The sequence below is a fragment of the Deltaproteobacteria bacterium genome, from assembly GCA_005879795.1.
Lineage (GTDB): Bacteria > Desulfobacterota > Binatia > DP-6 > DP-6 > DP-6.
In genome coordinates this window covers 34794-59089 of sequence record VBKJ01000131.1, presented here as the reverse complement: position 1 = coordinate 59089, position 24296 = coordinate 34794, and the positions used below count along the sequence as shown (strand labels likewise).

Annotated in this window: 23 protein-coding genes; all 23 read left to right on the top strand. The window is 74.6% G+C overall.

Annotated features, from left to right (window positions below; all coding sequences use genetic code 11):
- The first annotated feature begins 116 nt into the window (after positions 1 to 116).
- The 23 genes from lysS (at position 117) to E6J59_08475 (ending at position 24263) form a co-directional block, all read left to right on the top strand.
- Complete coding sequence (lysS, locus tag E6J59_08585) at positions 117 to 1601, top strand: lysine--tRNA ligase (protein ID TMB20477.1); 1485 nt, start codon at positions 117 to 119, stop codon at positions 1599 to 1601.
- On the top strand, positions 1598 to 2860 hold the full coding sequence (locus tag E6J59_08580; protein ID TMB20476.1) for an ABC transporter permease: 1263 nt from the start codon (positions 1598 to 1600) through the stop codon (positions 2858 to 2860). The genes lysS and E6J59_08580 overlap by 4 nt, the downstream gene beginning before the upstream one ends.
- A gap of 6 nt (positions 2861 to 2866) precedes the next feature.
- Positions 2867 to 3595, top strand: coding sequence for an ABC transporter ATP-binding protein (locus tag E6J59_08575; GenBank protein ID TMB20475.1), 729 nt, complete (start codon positions 2867 to 2869; stop codon positions 3593 to 3595).
- An 11-nt stretch (positions 3596 to 3606) separates the two neighbouring features.
- On the top strand, positions 3607 to 5964 hold the full coding sequence (gene bamA / locus E6J59_08570; GenBank protein TMB20474.1) for an outer membrane protein assembly factor BamA: 2358 nt from the start codon (positions 3607 to 3609) through the stop codon (positions 5962 to 5964).
- 24 nt (positions 5965 to 5988) lie between these two features.
- Complete coding sequence (locus tag E6J59_08565) at positions 5989 to 6576, top strand: OmpH family outer membrane protein (GenBank protein TMB20473.1); 588 nt, start codon at positions 5989 to 5991, stop codon at positions 6574 to 6576.
- Between the two features lie 114 nt (positions 6577 to 6690).
- Positions 6691 to 7764, top strand: a complete 1074-nt coding sequence (gene lpxA, locus E6J59_08560) for an acyl-ACP--UDP-N-acetylglucosamine O-acyltransferase (protein TMB20472.1) — start codon at positions 6691 to 6693, stop codon at positions 7762 to 7764.
- Positions 7761 to 8588, top strand: coding sequence for a DUF1009 domain-containing protein (locus tag E6J59_08555; GenBank protein TMB20471.1), 828 nt, complete (start codon positions 7761 to 7763; stop codon positions 8586 to 8588). Before lpxA ends, E6J59_08555 begins: the two co-directional genes overlap by 4 nt.
- Complete coding sequence (locus E6J59_08550; GenBank protein TMB20470.1) at positions 8585 to 9544, top strand: Gfo/Idh/MocA family oxidoreductase; 960 nt, start codon at positions 8585 to 8587, stop codon at positions 9542 to 9544. The genes E6J59_08555 and E6J59_08550 overlap by 4 nt, the downstream gene beginning before the upstream one ends.
- Positions 9545 to 9546: 2 nt before the next feature.
- Positions 9547 to 10731 (top strand): lipid-A-disaccharide synthase, encoded by a 1185-nt coding sequence (locus E6J59_08545; GenBank protein ID TMB20469.1) that lies wholly within the window; start codon positions 9547 to 9549, stop codon positions 10729 to 10731.
- Positions 10728 to 12512 (top strand): ATP-binding cassette domain-containing protein, encoded by a 1785-nt coding sequence (locus tag E6J59_08540; GenBank protein ID TMB20468.1) that lies wholly within the window; start codon positions 10728 to 10730, stop codon positions 12510 to 12512. Before E6J59_08545 ends, E6J59_08540 begins: the two co-directional genes overlap by 4 nt.
- 18 nt (positions 12513 to 12530) lie before the next feature.
- Positions 12531 to 13265 (top strand): DUF374 domain-containing protein, encoded by a 735-nt coding sequence (locus tag E6J59_08535; GenBank protein ID TMB20467.1) that lies wholly within the window; start codon positions 12531 to 12533, stop codon positions 13263 to 13265.
- Positions 13262 to 14569, top strand: coding sequence for a 3-deoxy-D-manno-octulosonic acid transferase (locus E6J59_08530; GenBank protein TMB20466.1), 1308 nt, complete (start codon positions 13262 to 13264; stop codon positions 14567 to 14569). Before E6J59_08535 ends, E6J59_08530 begins: the two co-directional genes overlap by 4 nt.
- Positions 14566 to 15603, top strand: a complete 1038-nt coding sequence (lpxK, locus tag E6J59_08525; protein TMB20465.1) for a tetraacyldisaccharide 4'-kinase — start codon at positions 14566 to 14568, stop codon at positions 15601 to 15603. Before E6J59_08530 ends, lpxK begins: the two co-directional genes overlap by 4 nt.
- Positions 15604 to 16147: 544 nt before the next feature.
- Positions 16148 to 16390: a helix-turn-helix transcriptional regulator gene (locus tag E6J59_08520; protein TMB20464.1), complete on the top strand. Its 243-nt coding sequence runs from the start codon at positions 16148 to 16150 to the stop codon at positions 16388 to 16390.
- Positions 16391 to 16643: 253 nt separating this feature from the next.
- Positions 16644 to 16814, top strand: coding sequence for a Trm112 family protein (locus tag E6J59_08515; protein TMB20463.1), 171 nt, complete (start codon positions 16644 to 16646; stop codon positions 16812 to 16814).
- Positions 16792 to 17856: a glycosyltransferase family 9 protein gene (locus E6J59_08510; protein TMB20462.1), complete on the top strand. Its 1065-nt coding sequence runs from the start codon at positions 16792 to 16794 to the stop codon at positions 17854 to 17856. The genes E6J59_08515 and E6J59_08510 overlap by 23 nt, the downstream gene beginning before the upstream one ends.
- Positions 17853 to 18581, top strand: a complete 729-nt coding sequence (locus E6J59_08505; protein ID TMB20461.1) for a hypothetical protein — start codon at positions 17853 to 17855, stop codon at positions 18579 to 18581. Before E6J59_08510 ends, E6J59_08505 begins: the two co-directional genes overlap by 4 nt.
- Complete coding sequence (locus tag E6J59_08500; protein TMB20460.1) at positions 18578 to 19348, top strand: hypothetical protein; 771 nt, start codon at positions 18578 to 18580, stop codon at positions 19346 to 19348. The genes E6J59_08505 and E6J59_08500 overlap by 4 nt, the downstream gene beginning before the upstream one ends.
- Entirely contained in the window at positions 19336 to 20334 is a 999-nt protein-coding gene (locus E6J59_08495) for a glycosyltransferase family 9 protein (protein TMB20459.1), read from the top strand. Before E6J59_08500 ends, E6J59_08495 begins: the two co-directional genes overlap by 13 nt.
- Entirely contained in the window at positions 20331 to 21122 is a 792-nt protein-coding gene (locus tag E6J59_08490) for a hypothetical protein (GenBank protein ID TMB20458.1), read from the top strand. Before E6J59_08495 ends, E6J59_08490 begins: the two co-directional genes overlap by 4 nt.
- Entirely contained in the window at positions 21119 to 22237 is a 1119-nt protein-coding gene (locus E6J59_08485; protein ID TMB20457.1) for a glycosyltransferase family 4 protein, read from the top strand. Before E6J59_08490 ends, E6J59_08485 begins: the two co-directional genes overlap by 4 nt.
- Complete coding sequence (locus E6J59_08480; protein ID TMB20456.1) at positions 22234 to 23148, top strand: glycosyltransferase family 2 protein; 915 nt, start codon at positions 22234 to 22236, stop codon at positions 23146 to 23148. The genes E6J59_08485 and E6J59_08480 overlap by 4 nt, the downstream gene beginning before the upstream one ends.
- On the top strand, positions 23145 to 24263 hold the full coding sequence (locus tag E6J59_08475) for a glycosyltransferase family 4 protein (protein ID TMB20455.1): 1119 nt from the start codon (positions 23145 to 23147) through the stop codon (positions 24261 to 24263). Before E6J59_08480 ends, E6J59_08475 begins: the two co-directional genes overlap by 4 nt.
- Positions 24264 to 24296: the final 33 nt, after the last annotated feature.

The following is a 24296-nucleotide window of genomic DNA, read 5'->3' as shown; positions in this document are numbered from 1 at the left end:
GCCCCTGCTGTTTTGAGGCCGAGGTGCAGCGTCCGAGCACTGGACGGGCGCCCGGAGTAGTTTGACCGACCCCCGGCTCAGCCAGTAAACACACTCGAGTCCGAGACGTCCGCAGCATGCCCGAAGACCACGAGCAGATCGTGGTCAGGCGGAAAAAGCTCCAGGCGCTTCGGGAGCGGGGCGTCGACCCGTACCCGAACGATTTCCGGCCTGACCATACGACGGCCGAGGTGCATGCGCGTCTCTCCGCGCTGGGCGAGGCCGAGCTCGCCCGCACGGGGACGCTGTCGATCGCGGGACGCGTCATGGCGCTGCGCGACTTCGGCAGAGCGGGCTTCCTCCAGGTGCAGGACCGGGCGGGGCGGCTCCAGGTGCACGCACGCCGCGACCGCCTCGGGGACGAGGGCTTCGAGACCTACCGCCTGCTCGACCTGGGTGACGTGATCGGCGTCGCCGGACAGCCGTTCCGCACCCGGACCGGCGAGCTCACGCTCGAGGCGACGGAGCTCCGCCTGCTCGCCAAGGCGCTCCGCCCGCTGCCCGAGAAGTGGCACGGCCTCCAGGACGTGGAGACGCGCTACCGGCAGCGCTACCTCGACCTGATCGTCAACCCGGACGCGCGCCGCATCTTCGAGGTGCGCGCGCGCGCCGTCCGCTACCTGCGCGACTTCCTCGTCGCGCGCGGCTACCTCGAGGTCGAGACCCCGATGATGCAGGCGATCGCCGGCGGGGCCGCGGCGCGCCCGTTCGTCACCCACCACAACGCGCTCGACCTGGACCTCTACCTCCGCATCGCCCCCGAGCTGTACCTGAAGCGCCTGGTCGTGGGCGGCTACGAGCGTGTCTTCGAGCTCTCGCGCGTCTTCCGCAACGAGGGGGTGTCCACGCGCCACAACCCCGAGTTCACCATGCTCGAGTTCTACCAGGCCCACGCGACCTACGAGGACCTGATGGCGCTCACCCAGGAGATGCTGGTGGGGCTCGCGGAGCAGGTGACGGGCGGGACGACCCTCCACTACGGCGGCGAGACGATCGACCTGGTACCTCCCTGGCCGCGCCGGACCATGGCGGAGCTGGTGAGCGAGCACGCCGCGCTGCCGGCCGAGCGCGTGCACGACCGCGAGCTCCTGGCGCGCTGCGCGGCGAGCCGCGGCATCGCGATGCCGCCGGAGCCGACGGCCGGCCATCTCCTCGCGGCGGTCTTCGAGGCGGTGGTCGAGCCGCTCCTCGTGCAGCCGATCTTCGTCACCCAGTTCCCGGTCGAGCTCTCGCCGCTCGCGCGCCGCAACGACCGCGACCCGCGCTTCGTCGACCGCTTCGAGCTCTTCGTGGCGCGCCACGAGATCGCCAACGCCTTCTCCGAGCTGAACGACCCCGAGGATCAGCGCGAGCGCTTCGAGCAGCAGCTCCGCGCGCGCGCTGCCGGCTGGGCCGAGGCGCACGTCATGGACGCGGACTACGTGCGTGCGCTCGAGTACGGGATGCCGCCGACGGCCGGGGAGGGCATCGGCCTCGACCGCCTGGTCATGCTGCTCACCGGCGCGACCTCGATCCGCGAGGTCATCCTCTTCCCGCATCTCAGGCCGGAGGGGGCGCCGTGAGCTGGGAGCTGTTCGTCGGGCTGCGCTACCTGCGCGCCCGCCGGCGCACTTTCCTCTCCCTCATCTCGCTCATCTCCCTCCTCGGCGTGACCATCGGCGTGGCCACGCTCGACATCGTGCTCGCGGTGATGACCGGCTTCGAGCAGGACCTGCGCGACAAGATCCTCGGCATGAACCCGCACATCGTGGTCGTGAGCTACGGCGGCCCGCTCGAGGGTGACCCGTCGCTGGTCGAGCGCACGCGCGCGGTGGCGGGGGTGGCCGCCGCCGAGCCCTTCGTCTACGGGCAGGCGATGCTCGCGGTCGGGCGGAGCGCGGCGGGGGTGGTGGTGCGCGGCATCGACCCCGGGGCCGCGGGGGCGGTGGTGGACCTCGAGCGGCATCTCCGGAGCGGCACGCTCGCCGCGCTCGCGAGCCCGCGCCCGATCACGCTGCCGCCGGAGGAGGGTGGGACGAAGGTCGAGCTGCCGGGGCTGCTCATCGGGGCGGAGCTCGGCCACCAGCTCGGGGTGGGCACGGGCGACGTCGTCAACCTGATCTCGCCGCTCGGCACGCCGGGGCCGGCGGGGCCCGTGCCCCGCATCAAGCGCTTCGTGGTGGCCGGCCTCTTCGACTCGGGCATGTTCGACTACGACACCACGCTCGCCTACATGGCGCTCCCCGACGCGCAGCGCTTCTTCGACATGAAGGGCGCGGTCACCGGCATCGAGGTCCGGGTGCGGGACGTCTACGGGGCCCGCGCCGTCGCGCGCGCGATCGAGGCGGCGCTCGGCGGCTTCCCGTACCGGGCGCGCGACTGGATGGAGGTGAACCGCAACCTCTTCTCCGCGCTCGAGCTCGAGAAGGTCGTCTACGGGATCGTCCTCTGCCTGATCGTGGTGGTCGCGGCCTTCAATATTCTGGCGACGCTCACCATGGTGGTGAAGGAGAAGCGGCGCGACATCGCCGTGCTCAAGTCGATGGGCGGCTCGAGCGCGTCGATCGGCCGCATCTTCATCCTGAACGGGGCGGTGATCGGGGTCGCGGGCACCGTCCTCGGCAACCTGCTCGGCCTGGTCGGCTGCTGGCTCCTGGCGCGCTACCAGTTCATCGAGCTGCCGAAGGACGTCTTCCTGGTGACCACGCTGCCGGTGCGGGTGGACCCGCTCAACTTCGCGGTCGTGGCGGCGGTCTCGATCGCGATCTGCGTCGTCGCGGCCCTCTCCCCGGCCCGGCGGGCGGCGAGCCTGGTCCCGGTCGAGGTGATCCGGTATGAGTAGCGCCCGATGCCCGGCCAGCTCCCCCCGCTCGTGCAGGCGGTTCAGCTCGACAAGCGCTACGTGGACGGCCCGTCGATCGTGCAGGTTCTCACCGGGCTCGACGTGGAGGTCGAGGCCGGCGAGCGGATCGCCATCGTCGGCGAGTCCGGGGTGGGCAAGTCGACGCTCCTCCACCTCCTCGGGGCGCTCGATCAGCCGACCGGGGGCCGCATCCTCTTCGAGGGCGTGGACGTGTTCGCGCGCTCGGAGGCCGAGCTGGCCGTCTTCCGCAACCGCGAGATCGGCTTCGTCTTCCAGTTCCACCACCTGCTGGGCGACTTCACGGCGCTCGAGAATGTCATGCTGCCGAGCCTGATCGCCCGCCGGCCGTACGCGGCCACCCGGGCGCGCGCGACCGAGCTGCTCGAGCGGGTCGGGCTCCGGGAGCGGCTCGCGCACCGGCCCGGGCAGCTCTCCGGGGGCGAGCAGCAGCGCGTGGCGGTGGCGCGCGCCCTCGTCCTGCGCCCGCGGCTCGTCCTCGCCGACGAGCCGACCGGCAACCTGGACCCGGCCACCGGCGAGGACGTCCAGCAGCTCATGCTCGAGCTCAACCAGGAGCACGGCGCGGCGCTCGTGGTTGCCACCCACAACGACCGCCTGGCGGCGGCGATGGGGCGGACGCTCCGCCTGGCGGGTGGTGCGCTCCACGAGGTGGGCTCGGGGCCGCGCGGGCGGGCCCACGGCATGACGTCGTGAGAAGGCCCCGGATGGCGAGGCACGGTCGCAGGCGGTGGGTCGCGCTCGGGGCGGCGCTGGCGCTGGTCGCCGGGGAGGTACCGGTCGGCGCGCAGGGCGAGCCCTCGATCGCGCGCGTCGGGGTCGCCGGCAACCTGCGCGTCGAGGAGGACGCCATCCGGGTCCATCTGCGCTCGCAGCCGGGCCAGCCCTTCGACCAGGACACCATCGATCGGGACATCCGCTCCGTCTACGAGATGGGCTTCTTCGACCAGGTGGATGCGGACGTCACGCGGGTGGGCGAGAACCGGGTCGAGGTCGTCTTCCGGGTGAAGGAGCGGCCCCTCGTACGCAGCGTCCGGATCGAGGGCAACAAGAAGGTGAAGCGCGAGGAGCTCGAGGCCGCGCTCAAGATCCGTGCCCATGCCATCCTCGACCCCGAGAAGGCGCGCCAGGGCCTCGAGGCCGGGAAGAAGCTCTACGTCGAGAAGGGCTATCTCGACGCCACGCTCACCTACTCGACCGAGCCGGTCGGCGAGAACGAGGTCGACGTCCTCTACAAGGTCGAGGAGCACGAGCCGGTCAAGGTCGTCGAGGTCGCCTTCGAGGGCAACAAGGCCTTCTCGCCCCGCAAGCTCCGGGGCGTCATGCAGACGCGGGAGAAGTGGCTCCTCGGCTTCATCACGGGCGCCGGCGTGCTCAACAAGGAGGTGCTGCGCACCGACGTCGAGCGGCTGACGGCCTGGTACTACGACCACGGCTACGTCACGGTGCGCGTCGACGAGCCGCGCGTCGAGCGCCGCGACGACGGCCTCCACATCACCGTCAAGATCGACGAGGGCGACCAGTACCAGGTCGGCGAGGTGGCGGTGGCGGGTGAGAACACGCCCACCGACACGAAGCTGCTCCTCCAGGGGCTGCAGATCACCCCCGGCGAGGTCTTCAAGGCGAGCGCGCTGCGCGAGGACACGCAGAAGCTGACCGAGCGGCTCTCCGAGGACGGCTACGCCTTCGCCAGCGTCGAGCCCGAGACCGAGATGCGCCCCGAGGAGAAGCGGGTCGACATCACCTACAAGGTCGAGCGCGGCAAGCCGGTGGTGGTGGACCGCATCGAGGTGACCGGCAACACCAAGACGCGCGACAAGGTGATCCGCCGCGAGATGCGCCTCCAGGAGCAGGAGCTGTTCTCGGCGAGCAAGCTGCGCAAGAGCCGCGAGGCGCTGCAGCGCCTCGGCTTCTTCCAGAGCGTCAACATCACGACCCGGCGCGCCGCCGAGGAAGACCGCATGCAGGTGGTGGTGGACGTGAAGGAGGCCCAGACCGGCGCCTTCAGCGCCGGCGCCGGCTTCAGCTCGGCCGACCAGCTCCTCTTCAACGCGCGCATCGTCGAGAACAACCTCTTCGGGCGGGGCCAGCGGCTCGAGCTCTCCGGCGACATCGGCTCGATCCGGCGCAACGTCGTCCTCTCCTTCACCGAGCCCTACTTCCGCGACACGCCGCTCACCGTGGGGGCGAGCGCCTTCAGCTGGAAGCTTCGCTTCGACGACTTCGACCGCAGCGGCACCGGCTTCGGCACCCAGCTCACCTACCCGGTCACGGCCTGGGGTTACACCTCGCTCTGGGGCCTGCCCCTCGAGGAGGTGCGCGTCGGCAGCGACTACCGCATCGAGTCGGCCAAGATCAGCGGCCTCGGCCTCGACGCCACGCGCTCGATCCGGGTCGAGGAGGGCACGAGCCTGATCAGCAGCGTGACGCCCCGCGTGTCGCGCAACACGCTGAACCACGCCTTCGACCCAACCGCGGGCTCCCTGCAGGACGTCTCCATGGAGGTCGCCGGTCTCGGCGGCGAGCGCTTCATGAAGGCCGAGGCGCGCGAGCGCTGGTACCACACCTTCTGGCGCTCGAAGGCGCTCGGCGACTTCACGTACTCCTTCGGCGGCAGGCTGGGCTACGGCTTCATGGGCGAGGGCGGCGTCAACGGCGGCGAGCTGCCGCTCTTCGAGCGCTACTTCCCGGGGGGGATCGATACGATCCGCGGCTTCAAGACGCGCACCCTCGGGCCGCGCGAGGCGCGCAAGGACATCTTCGGGCGCGTCATCTCGACCACGCCGGTCGGCGGCAGCGAGGAGGGGATCGTCAACAACGAGGTCATCTTCCCGATCGTGCAGGGCATCGGGTTGAAGGGCGTGCTGTTCGTCGACGCCGGCAACGCCTACAGCGCGGAGGAGGGCTTCACCCTCGACGAGACCCGCTTCTCGGCCGGGGCCGGGGTGCGCTGGCTGTCGCCCATCGGCCCGCTGCGCATCGAGCTCGGCAAGCCGTTCCACACCAAGCCCCACGATCAGAAGAGCCTCGTGCTGTTCTCGTTCGGGGCGCCGTTCCAGTACTGAACCGACGGGGGGAGACGGAAGCACATGCGAGATCGGGTCACCGGAGGCAAGAGCGGCCGGAGGGCCCGCGTGGCGCTCGGGCTCGCGGCGATCGTGGTCGGGCTCGGGGCGGCGCGGCCGGCGGCCGCGGAGCAGAAGATCGCCGTGATCGACATGCAGCGGGCGCTCAACGAATGCGATGCCGGCAAGCGGGCGAAGGAGCAGGTGAAGGCGAAGTTCGAGCGCTCGCAGAACCAGCTCAAGAAGCAGCGCGACGACTTGGACCGCCTGAAGGGGGACTACGAGCGCAAGGCGACCGTGCTCAAGGAGGAGGAGCGGCGCAACCTGGAGAAGGACCTCGAGAGCCGCGGCCTCGAGTTCAAGCGCAAGTACGAGGACTTCCAGCGCGAACTCAAGGAGACCGATGCCGAGCTCACCAAGAGCATCGTCGAGGAGCTCTACGGGCTGGTGCGTGACTACGGCGAGAAGCACGGCTACACGCTCGTGCTCGAGGCCTCCAGCGGCGCGCTCCTCTACAACGACAAGACGGTGGATGTGACCGACGAGATCGTGAAGCTCCACAACGCCTCGGCCCACAAGGAGGCGTCGAAGCGGAGCCTGGACAAGGAGTAGCGTTCCATCACTGACACTGACGAGCCCGAGCGAGGCGCGAGCGGGCCGCGGGCGTTCCCCTACGTCCTGGTCGACCGGGTGCTCGAGGTCGAGCCGGGGAGGCGCGCGGTCGGCATGAAGCGCGTGAGCGCCAACGAGCCGTACTTCGCGGGGCATTTTCCCGGCGCACCCCTCCTGCCCGGGGTCATGCTGTGCGAGGCCCTGGTCCAGCTCGGCTCCCGGCTCGCCGAGGACGAGGACCTGCGTCTGGTCGCGGTCGACAAGGCGCGCTTTCGCCGCCCGGTGCTGCCCGGCGACACGCTCCGGCTCGAGGTGACCTGCGCCGCCCCCGGGCCGCCCTGGCGGCTGCGCGGGGTCGCGACGGCGGGGCCGGCGCTGGTGGCGGAGGTCGAGTTCGCGGCGGCGCCCCCGGCGGGCGCGCGCGTCCATCCGACGGCCGTGGTGGCGCGCGGCGCCGAGCTGGACACGGGGGTCACGGTGGAGGCCTACGCCGTGGTCGGGCCGCACGTGCGCGTGGGGCGCGACTCGTGGGTCGGGCCGCACGCGGTGGTGAGCGGGCGCACCACGATCGGCACCGGCTGCCGCATCTTCCAGTTCGCGAGCGTGGGGGCGCCCCCGCAGGATCTCAAGTACCACGGCGAGCCGAGCACGCTCGAGATGGGGGACGGGAACATCGTGCGCGAGTTCGCGTCCATCAACCCCGGCACCGCGGGCGGCGGCATGCGGACCCGGATCGGGAACCGCTGCCTCCTCATGGTCTCCGCGCACGTGGCCCACGACTGCCGGGTCGGCGACGGGGTGATCCTGGCCAACGGCGCGGCCCTCGGCGGGCACGTCGAGGCCCAGGACTACGCGATCGTGGGCGGCCTCGCGGGCGTGCACCAGCACGTGCGCATCGGCGAGTCGGCCCTGTGCGCCGCCGGGGCGATGGTGTCGATGGACGTGCCGCCCTTCTGCATGGTGGCGGGCGACCGGGCCCGGCTGCGCGGTCTCAACCTGGTGGGGCTCCGTCGGCGCGGCTTTGCCGCCGGGGCGATCACGGCGCTCAAGCGCGCCTACCGGGTCCTCTTCCAGGGCGGCGGCCGGCGCGAGGCGCTCGCGCGCGCGCGCGCGGCGTTCGGTCAGGTGCCCGAGGTGGCGCGGCTCGTCGACTTCGTCGCCGCCTCGCGGCGGGGTGTGTGCCGGTGAGCGGGGAGCGCATCGGCCTCATCGCCGGGAGCGGTCGCTTCCCGGTCCTGTTCGCGGAGACGGCGCGCCGCCGCGGCGTCGAGGTGTTCGCGGTCGCGCACCGGGGCGAGACCGACCCCGAGCTCGACCGGGTCGTGGCCGGCATCAGCTGGCTCTACCCCGGCGAGCTCGCGGCCATGATCGACGCGCTCAAGCGCGCCGGGGTGCGGCGCGCGGTCATGGTCGGCGGCATCGCCAAGCCCCGGCTCTTCCGCGAGTTCCGGCCCGACGCCCGTGCCCTGGCGGTCATTGCGCGCGTCGGCAAACTGCGCGACGACCTGGTGCTGCGCGCGGTGGCGAGCGAGCTCGAGTCGGAGGGGATCGCGGTGGTCGAGTCGACGTTGTATCTGCAGGAGATCGTGCCGAGCGCGGGCGTGCTCAGCGCCCGGCGGCCGAGCCCGGAAGAGTGGAGCGACATCCGCTTCGGCTTCCGCGCGGCCAAGGTGATCGGGCAGTTCGACATCGGGCAGAGCGTCGTGGTGCGCGGGGGCGCCGTGATCGCCGTCGAGGGCATCGAGGGCACGGATGCGACTATCCGCCGCGCCGGCCAGCTCGCGGGCGGCGACATCGTCCTCGTCAAGGTGTGCAAGCCGACGCAGGACACCCGCTTCGATCTCCCGGCGGTGGGGCCCGGCACGGTGGCGGCGCTCGCGCAGGCAAAGGGGCGGGTGCTCGCCATCGAGGCGGGCAGGACGGTCACGCTCGACCGCGCCGAGCTGGTCACGCTCGCCGATCGGGTCGACATCGCCGTGGTCGCGGTCGACGGGAGGGAGGTCGATCGATGAGGCTCCGCACCGCGGTGGTGGGCGTGGGGTACCTGGGCCGCTTCCACGCCGAGAAGTACGCCGCGCACCCGGGGGCCGAGCTGGTCGGCGTGGTCGACGTGGATCCCGGGCGCGCACGCGAGGTCGCGGCCGCGCTCGGCGCGGAGGCGCTCACCGATCACCGCGCGCTCGCGGGACGGGTCGACTGCGCGAGCGTCGCGGTCCCCACCCAGCAGCACTTCGAGGTGGCGCGCGATCTCCTCGAGGCGGGCATCGACGTGCTGGTCGAGAAGCCGGTCACCACCACGGTCGAGGAGGCGAAGGCGCTGGTCGAGCTCGCCGTGCGCGGCGCGCGCGTCTTCCAGGTGGGCCACCTCGAGCGCTTCAACCCCGCGGTGCTCGCGCTCGAGGGGCTGGTGACCCAGCCGCGCTTCATCGAGTGCCACCGCCTCGCGCCCTTCACCGAGCGCGGCACGGACGTCGACGTCGTGCTCGACCTGATGATCCACGACCTCGACGTGATCCTCTCCATGGTGCCGTCGGCGCTCCGCTCGGTCGAGGCGGTGGGCGTCCCGGTACTCACCAACTGCGTCGACATCGCCAACGCGCGGCTCCGCTTCGCCAACGGCTGCATCGCCAACGTAACCGCGAGCCGCGTCTCCATGAAGCGGGAGCGAAAGATCCGCATCTTCCAGGCCGACGCCTACCTGGCGGTCGACTACGGCGAGCGGCGGGTGCGCATCTGCCGGCGCGAGCCGGACGCCGACGGCCAGGCGGCGCTCACCCTCGAGGAGCGCGAGGTGCCGGAGGGCGACGCGCTCGAGGCCGAGGTCGACGCCTTCCTGCGCGCCGTGCGCGCGCGCGAGGCGCCGGCGGTGAGCGGCTGGGACGGGCTGCGCGCGCTCGAGGTCGCGCACGTGATCCGCGAGAGCCTCGAGACCGAGGTGCGCGCAGTGCAGGCGGCGTCGGCCTCCTAGCCATGTCGGACGGCGGCGCCTCCCGCGCCTGGCGCGCTCCCGCGCGTCCGCGCCGGCTCCTCCTGGTGGCTGGCGAGGCCTCGGGCGACCTCCACGGCGCGGACCTGGTGCGCGCGCTGCGCGCCTCGGTTCCCGCCCTCGAGGTGTTCGGCGTGGGCGGGGAGCGGCTGCGCGAGGCGGGCATGGTGACGGTCGCCGACGTGGGGCAGGTGGCGACCATGGGGCTCGAGGCGACCGGACGGCTGCGCGCTCTCTGGCATGCTTACCGCACGCTCGCGCGCCGCCTGCGCGCGGACCCGCCGGACCTGTGCGTGCTGATCGACTTCCCCGAGTTCAACCTCCGCCTGGCGCACGTCGCCAAGCGCGCGGGGGTGCCCGTCCTCTACTACATCGGGCCGCAGGTGTGGGCCTGGCGCCGCGGCCGCGTGCGCAAGATCGCGCGCCGCGTGGACCGGCTGGCGGTCGTTTTCCCCTTCGAGCCGGCGCTCTACGCCCCGCGGCTGCCGGGGGTCGAGTTCGTCGGCCATCCGCTCCTCGACCGCGTGCGGGTGACGCGCGGGCGCGCGGAGACGCTCGGCGCGCACGGGCTCGACCCCGCGCGGCCGACCGTGCTCCTCCTGCCCGGCAGCCGGCTCTCCGAGATCGACTATCTCCTGCCGCCGCTGCTGGACGCCGTGCGCACTCTGGGTCGGGACGGTCGGCTCCAGTTCCCGCTCGCCCTCGCCCACACGCTGCCCGCGGACGAGGTCCGCCGCCGGGTCCGCGCCGCCGGCCTGGACGTCAAGGTGATCGAGGACGACACCTACAACCTCATCGGGGCCTCGGACCTGGCGCTCGTCAGCTCGGGCACGGCGACGCTCGAGTGCGCGCTGCTCGAGCGCCCGATGGTGATCGTGTACCGGCTCGGGCCGCTCAGCTACGTTCTCGGCCGCCTCCTCGTGCGTGGCGTCAGGTACATCGGCATGCCGAACATCGTGGCCGGGCGCGAGGTCGTGCCGGAGCTGCTGCAGCGGCAGGCGACGGGCCCGCGCATCGCCGCGGCGGCGCGCGCCCTGCTCGACGATCCGGCGCGCCACGCGGCGATGATCGAGGAGCTGCGCGAGGTGCGGCGGCGGCTCGGCCGCGGCGGCGCGGCGGGACGCGCGGCCGCGATCGCGCGCGAGATGCTGGAGGGCTGCCGGGGATGAGGCAGTACCGGCGCCTGCTCTCCTACCTCCGGCCCTACCTCTGGCCGCGCTTCGTGCTGGCCGTGGCCTGCATGCTCTCCCGCAGCGCCGTGGAGACCAGCGTCCCGTTCCTCGCCAGGTTCACCTTCGATCAGGTCTTCCACCAGCAGCACCCCGAGGCGCTGCCGCTGGTGGTGCTCCTGGTGCTCGGGGCGGCCTTCCTGCGCGGCGGGCTCGACTTCGTCGGCGGCTATCTGAACGACTGGGTCGGGCAGCGCGTGGTGACCGACCTGCGCAACGAGCTCACCGCGCACATCCAGCGCCTCGACCTGGCCTTCTTCAACCGCCGCCGGGCGGGGCAGATCGTCTCGCGGGTGATCTCCGACGTGGGAATCGTGCGCGGCGCGGTGACCGACGCCGTCACCTCGATCTTCCAGGAATTCCCCACCCTACTCGGGCTCACGGTCACCGCCTTCTACCTCGACTGGGTGCTCGCCCTGCTCGCCATCTGCCTCTTCCCGGCGGCGGCGCTCCCGATCCGCTACCTCTCCCTCCAGCTCCGCCAGACGACTCGCCGCATGCAGGACGGCATCGGCCGGCTGAATGCGCTGCTGCACGAGAACGTGCAGGGCAACCGGGTCGTCAAGGCCTTCGGTCAGGAAGGCTACGAGCAGCGGCGCTTCGACGAGCACAACGAGCGGCTCCTCCGCATCTACATGCGAACCAGCGTGCTGCGCGCGCTGCCGATCACCGAGATGCTGGCCGGCATCGCGGTCGCGGGCATCATCTGGTACGGGGGCAGCAGCGTCATCTCCGGCGCGCGCACGCAGGGCTCCTTCATGGCCTTCATCATCGCGCTCTTCCTCCTCTACGAGCCGTTCAAGAAGCTGGTGCGCACCAACAACACCATCCAGCAGGGCCTGGCCGGTGCCGAACGCGTCTTCGAGCTGCTCGACACGGCGCCGCAGGTCGTCGACCGGCCGGGCGCGGTCGCCCTCCGCGGCGTGCGCGCGGCGATCGAGTTCCACGCCGTCAGCTTCGCCTACGATCCCGGCGAGCCCGTGCTGCGCGACATCAACCTCCGCATCCCGGTCGGGCAGGTGGTGGCGCTGGTCGGCATGAGCGGGGGCGGGAAGAGCACGCTCGCCGATCTGATCCCGCGCTTCTACGACGTGACCGCGGGCCGCATCACGATCGACGGCACCGACATCCGCGACCTGACCCTCGCGAGCCTGCGCACGCACATCGCGGTGGTGACCCAGTTCACGTTCCTCTTCAACGACAGCGTGCGCAACAACATCGCCTACGGCGATTCCAACCGCTCCATGGACGAGATCGTCGCCGCGGCGCGCGCCGCGAACGCGCACGACTTCATCGTCGAGATGTCGCGCGGCTACGAGACCGGGATCGGCGACCTCGGCGTGCGGCTCTCGGGCGGTCAGCGGCAGCGGCTCGCGATCGCGCGCGCGCTGCTCAAGAACGCGCCCATCCTGATCCTCGACGAGGCGACCTCCGCGCTCGACACGGAGTCCGAGGGCCTGGTGCAGGAGGCGCTCGAGCGCCTGATGGCGAACCGGACGACGCTGGTGGTCGCGCACCGCCTCTCCACCGTGCGGCGCGCCGACCGGATCGTCGTGGTCGTGCGCGGCGAGATCGTCGAGAGCGGCACGCACGACGAGCTCCTCGCCCGCGGCGCCGAGTACCGCAAGCTCTACGAGCTCCAGTTCCGCGACGTGGAGGCGCTGGAGGGCGGGGCGGACGTGGCCGCGGACAGCGTCCGGGCGCGGAAGGCCGCGCCCTAGCTGGGTTCGGAGCGCCACGTGCAGCGCGCGACATCGGCCGACGTGGCGCGCGACGGCGCCGGGCCCGCCGATTCGGCCTTCCGGCGGCGCTGGAGCCGGCGCACGCAGGCCTGGGTGGTGGTCGCGGGCTGGGTCCTGGCCCTGGCGCTCCGCCTCCTCTATCTCACCCTGCGCGTCCGCCTGGTGGATCACGGCGAGCTGTTCGCACGCCGCCGGCGCGGCGAGCAGGTGCTGGCCGCCTTCTGGCACGACGGGATCGTGCTCCTCCCGCTGGTGGTGACGCGGCTTCGCTGGCCGGGGACGGTGAACGTCATGCTCAGCTGGCATCGTGACGCGGAGGTCGCCGCGCAGGCGATGCGCCACCTGGGCATCCGGGCGGTGCGCGGCTCGGCCACGCGCGGCTGGCTCGGCGCGGTGCGCGGGCTGCTCGCGGCGCGCGCGCGCGGCGAGGACATCGCCATCGTGCCCGACGGGCCGCGCGGGCCGCGTCACGAGGCGAAGGACGGAGCGGTGCAGCTCGCGCGTGCGACCGGGCTGCCGCTCCTGGTGGTGGGCGTCGCGGCCTCGCCCGCGCGCCGCCTCGGCAGCTGGGACCGGCTGCAGGTGCCACGGCCGTTCGCGCGCGTGGCCCTCGTGCTGAACGCGCCGGTCGTGTTGCCGGCGGACAAGGCCGCGGCGCGGGCCGCGCTCGAGGCCGCGCTCGGCGAGGCGAACGCCGAGGCCGCGCGTGCGGTCGGGGCGCGCCCCGCATGATGGAGCGGCTCGCGGTGGGCGCCTACCGCGGCGCGATGACGGCGGCCGCGGGCGTGGCCGAGCTCGCGAGCCGGCTCCCCGGTGCGCCGCCGCGCTGGCGCGCGCTCGGGGCGCGGCTCGGGCGGCTCACCGACGACGAGCGCACGCTCGCCGCGGGCGCCCCCGCGGTCTGGCTCCACGCGGCGTCGGTGGGCGAGCTCAACGCCGCGCGCCCGCTGCTCCGCCGGCTGCGCGAGCGCTTCGCGGAGCGGCTGTGCGTCGTCTCGACGCTCACGCGGACGGGCCTCGAGCTCGCGCGCGCGAGCCCGGAGGCGCACCTGGCGCTCCTCCTGCCCCTCGACGCGCCCCGCACGGTGCGCCGGCTCCTCGCGTCCTTCCAGCTCGAGGCGTTCTTCTTCACCGAGACCGAGATCTGGCCGACGCTCCTCGCCGAGCTGGCCGAGCAGGGGGTGCCGACCTTCATGGTGAGCGGCCGCGTGGGTCCCGGGACGATGCGGCGCGCGCGCTGGCTCCGCCCGCTCTACCGCGGCGCGCTCACCAGCGTGGACTGCTGCATGCAGAGCGAGGAGGACGCGCAGCGCATCCTCGCGCTCGGCGCCGATCTGCGGCGGGTCCAGGTGGCGGGCAGCCTCAAGTTCGAGGGCGCCGCCTCCGACCCCCCGCCCGAGGTCCTCCGCCTCGCCGCCGCGCTCGGCACGCGGCGCATGATCGTGGCCGGCAGCACGCACGAGGGCGAGGACGAGATCGTGCTCGAGGCCTTCCGGCGCGTGCTGCCGGGTCGCGCCGACCTGGCGCTCCTCCTCGCCCCGCGGCACCCCGAGCGCCTCGACGCGGTGGCCGCTCTGGTGAGCGCCGGCGGGTTCTCGCTCGCGCGCTACAGCGAGCTCGCGACGCTCGGGGAGGGGAGGGCGCCCGCGGTCATCCTCCTCGACGCGGTCGGACCGCTCGCGCACTGCTACGCGCTCGGGGTGATCGCCTTCGTCGGGGGGAGCCTGGTGGCGGTCGGCGGGCACAACGTGCTCGAGCCGGCGCGCGCCGGCCGGCCCGTGCTGGTCGGGCCGCACACCGAGCACGCGGCCGAGACGGTGGAGCGTCTGGTGACGGGCGGCGCGGCGCTGCGCGTGAGCTCGGCCGAGAGCCTCGCCTGGGCGCTCGCCGGCCTGCTCGACGAGCCCGTGCGCATGGCCGACATGGGGCGGCGGGCGCGTGCGCTGGTCGAGGGCGGGCAGGGCTCGATCGAGCGGCACCTGAAGGTAATCGCCGCCCGCCTCTCCATGGCGCGCTTCGCGCGCGCGGTGGGATGACGGCTGCGCTCGAGCGCGTGGCGTGGCGCGCCTGGACAGGAGAGACCGTGGGCGGACGCGCCCTCCGCGCCGCGCTCGTGCCCGCGGCGCTCACCTACGGGGCACTCGCGACGCTGCGCAACCGCCTCTACGACGCCGGCTGGCTCGGCACGGCGCGCGTGCCTGCGCACGTGGTGAGCGTCGGCAACCTGGCGGTGGGCGGGAGTGGCAAGACGCCGACCGCGCTCTGGCTCGCCGAGCGGCTCGCGGCGCGCGGGCTCCGCACCGGCATCGTCGCGCGCGGCTATCGCAAGCGGCGCCGCGGGGTGGTGGTCGTCGGCGAGGGGGGCCGTCCGCTGGTCGGCCCCGAGGAGGGCGGCGACGAGGCCGTCATGCTCGCGCGGCGCTTCGCGGGGCCGGTGGTGGCGGGCGAGCGTCGGGCCGCCGCGGCGGCCTTCGCCTGCACGCGCTTCGGCCTCGACGCGCTCGTGCTCGACGACGGCTTCCAGCACCGCGCCCTCACGCGCGACGCCGACCTCGTGCTGGTGGGCGAGGAGACGGCGCGCGCCTGGCCACTGCCCGCGGGCCCGCTGCGCGAGCCGCTCGCCGGCCTCGCCCGGGCGCGCGCGCTCCTGGCGCTCGACGGTGCCCCGGGCGCGCCGCCCGGCCTCCCGCTCTTCCGCGGCCGGCTCGTCGCCACGGCGCTCGTGCGCGCAGGGGCGGATCGGGCCTGGGGGGAGGAGCCGCTCGGCCGGCTGCGCGGCGCGCGCGTCACCGCCGTTGCGGGCGTGGCCCGGCCGGAGCGCTTTCTCGCCACGCTCGCCGCGGCCGGCGCACGGGTGGAGCGGGTCCTCCGCTTCCCGGACCACCATCGCTACCGTGCCGCGGACGTCCGCCGCATCGCGGCAGCGGGCGGCGACGGCCTCGTGGTCACCACGGAGAAGGACCTCGTGAAGCTCGCCCCCATCTCGACGCTCGCCGCCCTGTGCGCCGTGCGGGTCGAGCTCGAGGTGGACGACGGCGAGCGCCTGGTCGACGTGCTGGTGAGGAAGTGACGGCCACCGCCTCGGCGTCTGCTCGATCCGCCGTGCTTACACGAGTACGTACATGCTCCATGCAGCGGTCGCGGACTCATCGAGTGAGCCCAATCCTCTCCGAATGCGTACACTCGCCTTCACCATCGTTCTCCCGTCTTTTTGGGATTGCCGGAGTCGAGGCCCCCCTTTAGTTAGCAATCTGTCCCCACCCGACGAGCCGGGGGGCGACCGGCGCTCCGACCAATCGTACGGACGGGGACGAGTCGCCTCCCGGCTCGCTCCGCCGTGCGGGCTCATCCGGATCATCCCCGCGCGGCGGTTGGGTTCAACGATGCCAAGCGCACCGGGAGGCCGTGAGAGCACGATGACAGCGCGCAAGACCGTCCGCGAGAGGGCAGGGTCCTCTTCTATTATTGTAGACAGCGTCCCGAATGGGAGACTGCCCATTCTCTTGGTCGCAGAGCCTGGCCACCAGGAACGTCGTGACGGCCGGGCGCCTGAGAGTGAAGCTTGCGGCCCCGCGGTGGCATCTCGGTTGCTCTCGTCGCCCAGAACGGCAGGCATGCTCACACCGGGCTGGGCAGGGGATGGAACGGCGCTGCACGCCGGCGTCATCATCCGCGCCTGGCGCCGCCGCATCGGGATCACGCAGGAGGGGCTGGCGCAGGCCCTGAGCGTCACCTTCTCCACCGTGAGCCGGTGGGAGAACGGCCACGTGAAGCCGAGCAGACTCGCGTGGAGGGCTCTCGAGCGACTCGACGCCCGGCTCGGCAGCTCGCTGCTGGACGGGTCGGACCCGGTCTGAGCGTCGGTTCGATCCGAGCTGGCCCGCGCTGGGCTGTGGCTCGGCTGGCCGTCCACCCCACGTCTCGATCAGCGGCTCCAGCTCCGTCCGGCAGCCGTTCGGCTCGCCAATGCCAAAACCCGAGGTGGTTCCGGAACGCCTGCTCGACGAAGCCGGGGCCCCGGGTGCGGGCGGCGCCGCGGCGGAGTGGGGCCACGACCAGTTGGATTTGCGCAGCGATTGACGCTACGGGGGAGTGGGAGGAGGGGCGTTCATGGCCATCAGTGAGGAGCTGCTCGCGATCCTCGCCTGCCCGCAGTGCAAGGGCGAGGTCACGCTCACCCCCTCGGGGGACGGGCTCGTGTGCGCGAGCTGCAAGCTCGAGTACGCGATCAAGGACGACATCCCGATCATGCTGATCGATGAAGCCCGCCGCCTCCCCTGATGCCCGCGGGCCGGCGCTGCTCGTGGTGCAGACGAGCTTCCTCGGCGACGTCGTCCTGACCACGCCGCTCGTCTCCGCGCTCCGCCGTCGGCTCGCGCCGCGCCGCCTGGCGTTCCTCGTACGTCCCGAGGCGGCGTCCTTGGTGGCGGGGCACCCGGACGTCGACCAGGTGCTGGTGGACGACAAGCGGGGCGCCGACGGCGGCGCGCTCGGCTGGCTCGGCACGGCGCGCCGCCTGCGCGCCGAGCGCTTCGAGGTGGCCGTGTCGCCGCATCGCTCGCTGCGCACGGCGCTGCTGCTCGCGGCGGCGGGCATCCCGCGGCGCGTGGGCTTCCGCGAGAGCCGCGGCGCGCGCCTCTTCCACGAGCGCGTGCCGCGCGACCGCGGGCGCCACGACGTGGAGCGGAACCTGGCCCTGCTGGCGCCCTTCGGCGGCGGCGAGGCGGAGCCCCCGCCGCTCCACGTCCCGATCGCTCCCGAAGCACCGGGCCGCGCCGCCGCGCTGCTGCCGCCCGGTGCCGGCCCGCTGGTCGGCGTGGCGCCCGGCTCGGTGTGGACCACGAAGCGCTGGGCGCCGGAGGGCTTCGCGGCCGTGATCGGCGCGCTGGCGGCGGAGGGGGCGCGCTGCGTCGTCCTCGGCGCCCCGGACGACGCGGCGCTCGCGGCGGAGATCAACCATCGCGCCGGCGGTTGCGCCACGGTGCTCGCCGGGCGCACGGATCTCCCCACCATGGTCGCGGTCGTCGATCGCCTGGCGTTGCTCATCGCCAACGACAGCGCGCCCATGCACATCGCCTGCGCGCGCGGCGTGCCGGTGGTGGCGGTCTTCTGCGCCACCACGCCCGCGCTCGGCTACGGGCCCTGGGGGCCGCGCACGACCGTGGTGGAGGCCGATCTCGCCTGCCGGCCCTGCGGCCGCCACGGCGGGCGACGCTGCCCGCGCGGCACCGAGGACTGCATGCGGCTCGTCCCGCCCGCGGCGGTGCTCGCCGCGGCGCGCGCGGCGCTCGGGACGACGGCGGGCGCAGCCGCCGTGCGATGAGAGCGTCGCTCCAGGACGTCGCCGCGGTCGTGCTCGCGAGCCGCGGCGGAGCGCGCCTCGAGCGCGCCCTGGACAGCGTCGCGTGGGCGGGCGAGCGGATCGTGCTCGATCCTGCCGGACGCCTCGGTACGGAACCGCTACCGAGCGGTGTGCGGCGGGGTGGCGACCCGGCCGAGGCGGCCGCGGCCCCGTGGCTTCTCCTCGTCGAGGAGCACGAGGCGGTCGGGGCGCCGCTCGCTGCCGCCATCGCGAGCGCGGTGGAGGCCCCCGCCGCGCGCGCCTATCGCATCGCGCAGGAGGTGAGCGCGTTCGGGACGACGCTCCGGCTCCGGCGCGCGCCCGTCCGCCTGGCGCTCCGCGCCGGCGCGCGCCTCCGCCTGCGGACCGGCCTCACGCCCGAGCTCGTGCTCGACGGCGGACGCGCACCCGAGCTCCCCGAGCGCCTCATCGCGCACGGCGTCCCGACGCTCGCCGCCGCGGTCGAGGAGCTCGACGCGCAGGCGGCGACGCTCGCCGCGCTGCTGCACGCGCGGCACGTCCGCCCGCGCGCCTGGCATCTCGTGATCCCGCCCCTCGTGGCGAGCGGGCGGGCGCTCGTGGCGCACGGCCCGGCGGGAGGGTTCTGGGGACGCTGGACGCTCGCCGTGCTGGGCGGCTATCGGGCGCTGGTCGCCTACGCCAAGCTCTGGGAGATGCGGCGGGAGGAGGCCGCGCGGCCGCGGTGAGGATGCCGGCATCGTACGCTCTCCTGCGCTCGGGGGCGGTGCGGGCCGCGATCCGCACGGACCTGATTCAGGCGCTCGCGCCCTGGCTGCTCGCGGCCCGGCTCGAGCTGCCGCTAGGGACCGAGGCGATCGCCTCGGGCCGTGGCCCCGCCTACCGCGTCCGGGTCGGCGAGGGCGCGCCCCTGGTGCTGCGCATCTGCCGGCGGGGCGGGCTCGCCGCTCGCCTGCTGCGCGAGACCTACTTCGGACTCCGCCCGCGGCCGTTCCACGAGCTCGCGCTCACCGTCGAGGCGCGCCGCCGCGGGGTGGCCGCCGCCGAGGTGCTCGCGGCGCGCGTCGAGGGCCGGTTCGCGTACCGCGGGGCGCTCGTGACGGCCGAGGTGCCCGAGGCCACGACCCTGCTCGAGGCGCTCCGCCGGGCGGCCGATCGGGGAGCCCGCTGCGGGCTCGCCGCCGCCGCCGGGCGCGCCGTCGCCGGGTTGCACGCGGCGGGCGTGTTCCACGCCGACCTGAACCTGCGGAACCTCCTCGTCCACCCCGGCCCCGAGGGCGTGCGCGTGGCACTCCTCGACTTCGACCGCGCCTGGCTCGGCGCCGCTCCGTTGCGCGCGCCCGCGCGCGGCCGGAACCTCCGCCGTCTCGTACGCTCGCTCGCCAAGCTCGATCCCGGAGGGCGGCTCGCCGGCGCCGAGGAGCGCCGCGCCTTCCGCGCCGCCTACACGGGCCACGACCCGCGCCTCGTCCTGGGGGACGCGTGCGGCTGCTGATCGTCCTGCCCGGCGCGCTCGGCGACGTGATCCGCGCCCTCCCGCTCCTCGGGCGCATCCGGCGCGCGCGGCCCGACGCCTGGCTCGGCTGGGCCGTGGAGCCGCCCTCGGCGCCGCTCCTCTCCGGCCACCCGTGGCTCGACCGGCTGCACGTCTTCGAGCGCCCGCGGGGCATCCGCGCCCTGCCGCCGTTCCTGCAGCGCGTGCGCCGAGAGCGCTACCAGGTGGCCCTCGACCTCGGACGGGGCATCAAGAGCGCGCTCATCGCGCGTGCCTCGGGTGCGGCCGAGCGACTCGCCTTCGCGCGCGCCGACGGGCGCGAGGGGAGCTGGCTCCTCGCCACGCGCCGCCTCCCGCCCCAGGGGATCGAGCGGCCGAAGCTCGCCCAGTTCCTGGCCTTCGCCGAGGCCCTCGGCCTTCCGCCCGTGCCGATCGAGTTCGGGCTCGCGCCGTCGGCCGAGGAGGCGGGGGACGCGGCGGCGCTGACCGCCGGCCTCGACGGCCCGCTGGTGGCCGCGTGCGTCGGCTCCTCGTGCCCGAGCCGGCGCTGGTTCGCGGAGGACACCGCGGCCGTGCTGCGCGAGCTGCACGCGCGGCACGGCGCGAGCGCGGTCCTGCTCGGCGCCGCGGCCGACGCGCCCTTCGCGCTCGATACGCTGCGCGCGATCGACGGCGGCGTGCGCGATCTGGTGGGCCGCACCACGCTCCGGCAGCTGCTTGCCGTCCTCGCCCGGGCCCGGCTCGCCTTCGGTCCCGACTCGGGCGCGCTGCACCTGGCGGCGGCGCTCGGCACCCCGGCGCTGTCGCTGTGGGGCCCGACCAGCCCGGTGCGCTCCGCGCCCTTCGGCTGCGAGCGCCTGACGGTGGTGGGACGGGCCCCGTGCGCGCCCTGCTTCCTCCGCGCCTGCCCGATCGGGCGCGTGTGCATGCGCGACGTCGCGGCCGATGCGGTCGTGGCGCGCGCCGCGGCGGTGCTGGCGCAATGACCGCCCGGATGCCCTGGCAGGCGGAGGGGTGGCGCGGCTGGGTCGACGCGGCGGCGGGGATCGATCCGGCCGCCTGCCTGGCGGCCGCGGCGGGAGACGTCGGGCGCGCGTCGCGCCACGCGCGCACCCTCTCGCTCTCCGCACCTGGCGGCGCGCTCTTCGTGAAGACCTATCCGGCGCCGGGCGGCTGGCGGGCCGCACGCGCGCTGCGCATGGGGCAGGCGCTCGCCGGCGCGGGGCTCGCCGCCCCCGAGGTGGTCGCGGCCGCACGGCGCGGCGGCGCGGGGCTCCTCGTCATGCGCGACGTGGGCGGCGAGGACCTGCTCGCGGCGGTCGCCCGGCGGCGCGCGCGCCCCGGCGAGAAGCGCGCGCTGCTCCGCCGCCTCGGCGCCGAGGTGGCGCGCCTCCACCGCGCGGGCTTCGTGCACGGCGATCTCGTGCCCCCCAACGTCCGCGTCGTCGGCGAGTGCTTCATCTTCCTCGACAACGACCGCACGCGGCGGAGCCGGCTGCTGGTCGGCCTGGTCGGGCGCCGGAATCTGGTCCAGCTCGGGCGCTTCGTCGTGCCCGGGCTCACCTTGAGCGACCGGGCGCGCGTGCTCGCGGCCTATGCGGCGGGACGCGGCCTCTCGCGCCGGACCCACCGGCGTCTCGCCCGCTGGCTGGTCGCGAAGACCGTGGCGCGCCGCTGCGCCGTCGACCGCATCCCCGAGGCGGCCGCGGCGCGCGCCGGCTTCCGGGAGCTCATGCGGAGCGGCGGGCCCTTCGACCCCGAGGCGGTCGCATGAAGCGCGCGCTCGTCACCCTCGGGCATCCGGATCACGCCGGCATGCTGCGCGCGCTCCGCGTGCTCGACGCCGCGGCGCCGCGGTACGGCTGGGAGCTCCGCTTCGTGCTCGCCGGCCCCCATCCGCAGGTGGCCGCGGAGGGCCTCCCCGTGGCGCGCGTCACCTACCTGCCGGCGCTCCGGCGCTGGCGGGCCTGGCCGGCGCGGCTCGCGCTGCCGGCGACCGTGCTGCGCCTCGCGCGCCTGGCGCGGGGGGCCGACGTCCTCTACGCTTGCACGCTGTCGAGCTTCCCGTACTGTCTCTTCGCCGGGCGGCTCGCGCGCGTGCCGCAGGTGGTGCACGTCTACTCGAGCTACGGCGACGGCGCGGCCTATCGCAAGCACCTCCTCGGCCGAGCCCGACACCTGATCGCGCCCTCGGCCGACTCGCTCGCGCTCGCGCGCCGGGCGCTCGGCGACTTCGCGCCCGGGACGCGGGCCCGCGTGGTCTACAACGGCCTGGACGTGGAGCGCATCGCGCGCGCGGCGGCGGCGCCCGTGCCGGCCGACGTGGCGCTCGGCGACGGCCCCCGGGTCGGCATGGTGGGGAACCTCGATCAGCGGAAGAATCCGGCCGTCCTGGCCGAGGCCATGGCCGCGGTGCGCGCAGCCGTGCCGGGCGCGCGCGCTCTCCTGGTGGGGGCCTTCCGCGATCCGGCCTACGAGCGCAGCGTGCGCGAGCGCATCCAGGCGCTCGGCCTCGCGGAGGCGGTGTCCGTGACGGGCTTCCTCCCGAACCCGTTCCCCGTCGTCGAGCGGCTCGACGTGCTCGTCCACCCGGCGCTGCGCGACCCCTTCCCGCTCGCGCTCCTCGAGGGGATGGCGCTCGCGCGCCCGATCGTGGCGAGCGGGGTGGGCGGCATCCCCGAGATGCTGGAGGACGGGGTGAGCGGGTGCCTCGTCCCGCCCGGCGACGCCCGCGCGCTCGCGGCGGCGCTGGTGGCGCTCCTGCGCGATCCCGTGCGGCGAGCGCGCCTGGGTGCGGCGGCGCGCGAGCGCCTGCTGATGCGCTTCTCGCTCGAGGGCTTCGCGGCGGGCGTGTTCGCGGCCTTCGACGACGCGGTGGGCGCGGCATGAGCCCCCGGGTCTCGGTCATCGTGCCCACCTACGACCGGGCGCACGCCCTGGGCGAGAGCGTCGCGAGTCTCCTCGCCGAGCGCGACGTGGACCTCGAGGTGGTGGTGGTGGACGACGGTTCGACCGACGGTACGGCGGCGCTGCTGGCCGGCCTCGGCGACCCGCGCGTGCGCCCGGTGATCCGCCCGCACGCCGGCATCGCCGCCGCCCGCAACGCCGGCATCGCGGCGGCGCGCGCACCCTACATCGCCTTCCACGACTCGGACGACCTGGCGCTCCCCGGCCGTCTCGCCGTGCCGCTCGCCTTCCTCGCGGCGCACCCCGACGTCGACCTCGTGATCCAGAACGGCCGCATGCTGCCCCCCGAGGGCGATCCCGGCGGCCGGGAGGAGCCGTGGATAAAGCCGAGCGTGGCGCGGGCGCTCGCGGCGCGCCCGATCGGCGTCGCCGAGGTCTTCCGCTGGAACCTGGGGCAGCTCCAGGGCATGTGTTTCACCCGCCGCGCGCTCGACGCGACCGGGCCGCTCGACCCGAGCTTCACCATCCTGGACGACCTGGACCTCGTGCTGCGTGTCACGCTGCGCTTCCGCGCCGCCTTCCTGGACGTGCCCGCCTTCGCCTACCGGCGCCACGCGGCCGGCGTCGCCCGCGACCGCGAGCGCATCCGCGAGGAGGCCATCCGCCTCGCCGAGAAGCTCGTGCGCGAGCATCCCGAGACCCTCGACCGGCTCGGGCGCAGGGTCTTCGTCCGCCGCCAGGCGCGCCGCTGGGGGCGGCTCGCGACGGCGCGTCTCAGGGCGGGCGACGCGCGGGGCGCGCGCGCGGCGCTGGCCGAGGCGCGCGCGCTCCACCCGGGCAACGTCGCCTACCGCCTGCGCGCGCTCTGGCTCGCGCTGCGCGGCCGGGAGTGAGGGTGCGGATCGCCTTCATGCACCGCCGGCTGGCCGGCGGCGGAACGGAAGCCGACCTCCGCCGCATGGCCGCCGGGCTCGCGGCGCGCGGGCACCAGGTGCACGTCTTCGCGGCGCGCGCGGACCGGGCGCCGCCCGGCGTCACGCTCCGGCGCGTGCCGGTGGTGCGCGCCGGTCGGCTCGTCCGCCTGCTCTCGTTCGCGGCCCTGGCGCCGCGTCTCGTCGCACGCGAGCGCTGGGACGCAGTGGTGGGCTTCGGGCGCACGCCGCGCCAGGACGTGGTGCGCGTCGGTGGCGGGACGCACCGGAGCTACCTCGCCCGCATGGAGGCCGCGGGCCTCCGGCGGCGCTGGCGTGGGCCGTACCACCGCGCCGTCCTCCGGCTCGAGGCGCGCGCCTTCGCCCCGGGCGCCTACCGGCGTGTCCTCGCCGTCTCCGCGCGGGTGCGCGACGAGGTCGCCGCCGACTACCGCGTGCCGCGCGAGCGGATCCGCGTCCTCTACAACGGCGTCGATCTCGAGCGCTTTCATCCCGCGCGGCGCGCGACGCTCGGGCCGGCGGCGCGCCGTGCCCTCGGCCTCGCGGACGGCGAGCGGGTGTGCGCGGCCATCGGCAGCGGCTTCGCGCGCAAGGGGTTCGATCTGCTGCTGCGCCTCTGGCGCGAGGCGCCGCCGCGCGACACGGCCCTCGTCCTGGTGGGCGACGACGAGCGCCTGGCGTCCTACCGCCGGCAGGCGGAGGCCCTCGGCAGGCGCGTGCGCGTGACCGGCCCGCGCCCCGACGTGGAGGCCGTGCTCGCGGCCGCCGACGTCACGTGCCTGCCCTCGCGCCAGGAGGCCTTCGGCAACGTCGTCCTCGAAGCCTGCGCCGCGGGCGTCCCGGTCGTCACCACCCGCCGCGCCGGCGCTGCCGAGCTGCTCGACGGCCCGCTCGCCGCCCTGGTCATCGACGACCCCGAGGACCTGGACGCGCTCGCGCGCGCGCTGGTGCGTGCCCTCGGCCCCGAACACGACGCCTTCGCGCGCGCCGCCCGCGCCCGCGCCGAGGACTTCCCCTGGGAGAACCACCTGGATCGCCTCGAAGCGCTGCTGGGCGAGGTGGCCCGTGGCGGATAGCGCGACGGCGGTGGCGGAGGCGCCGCTACCGCC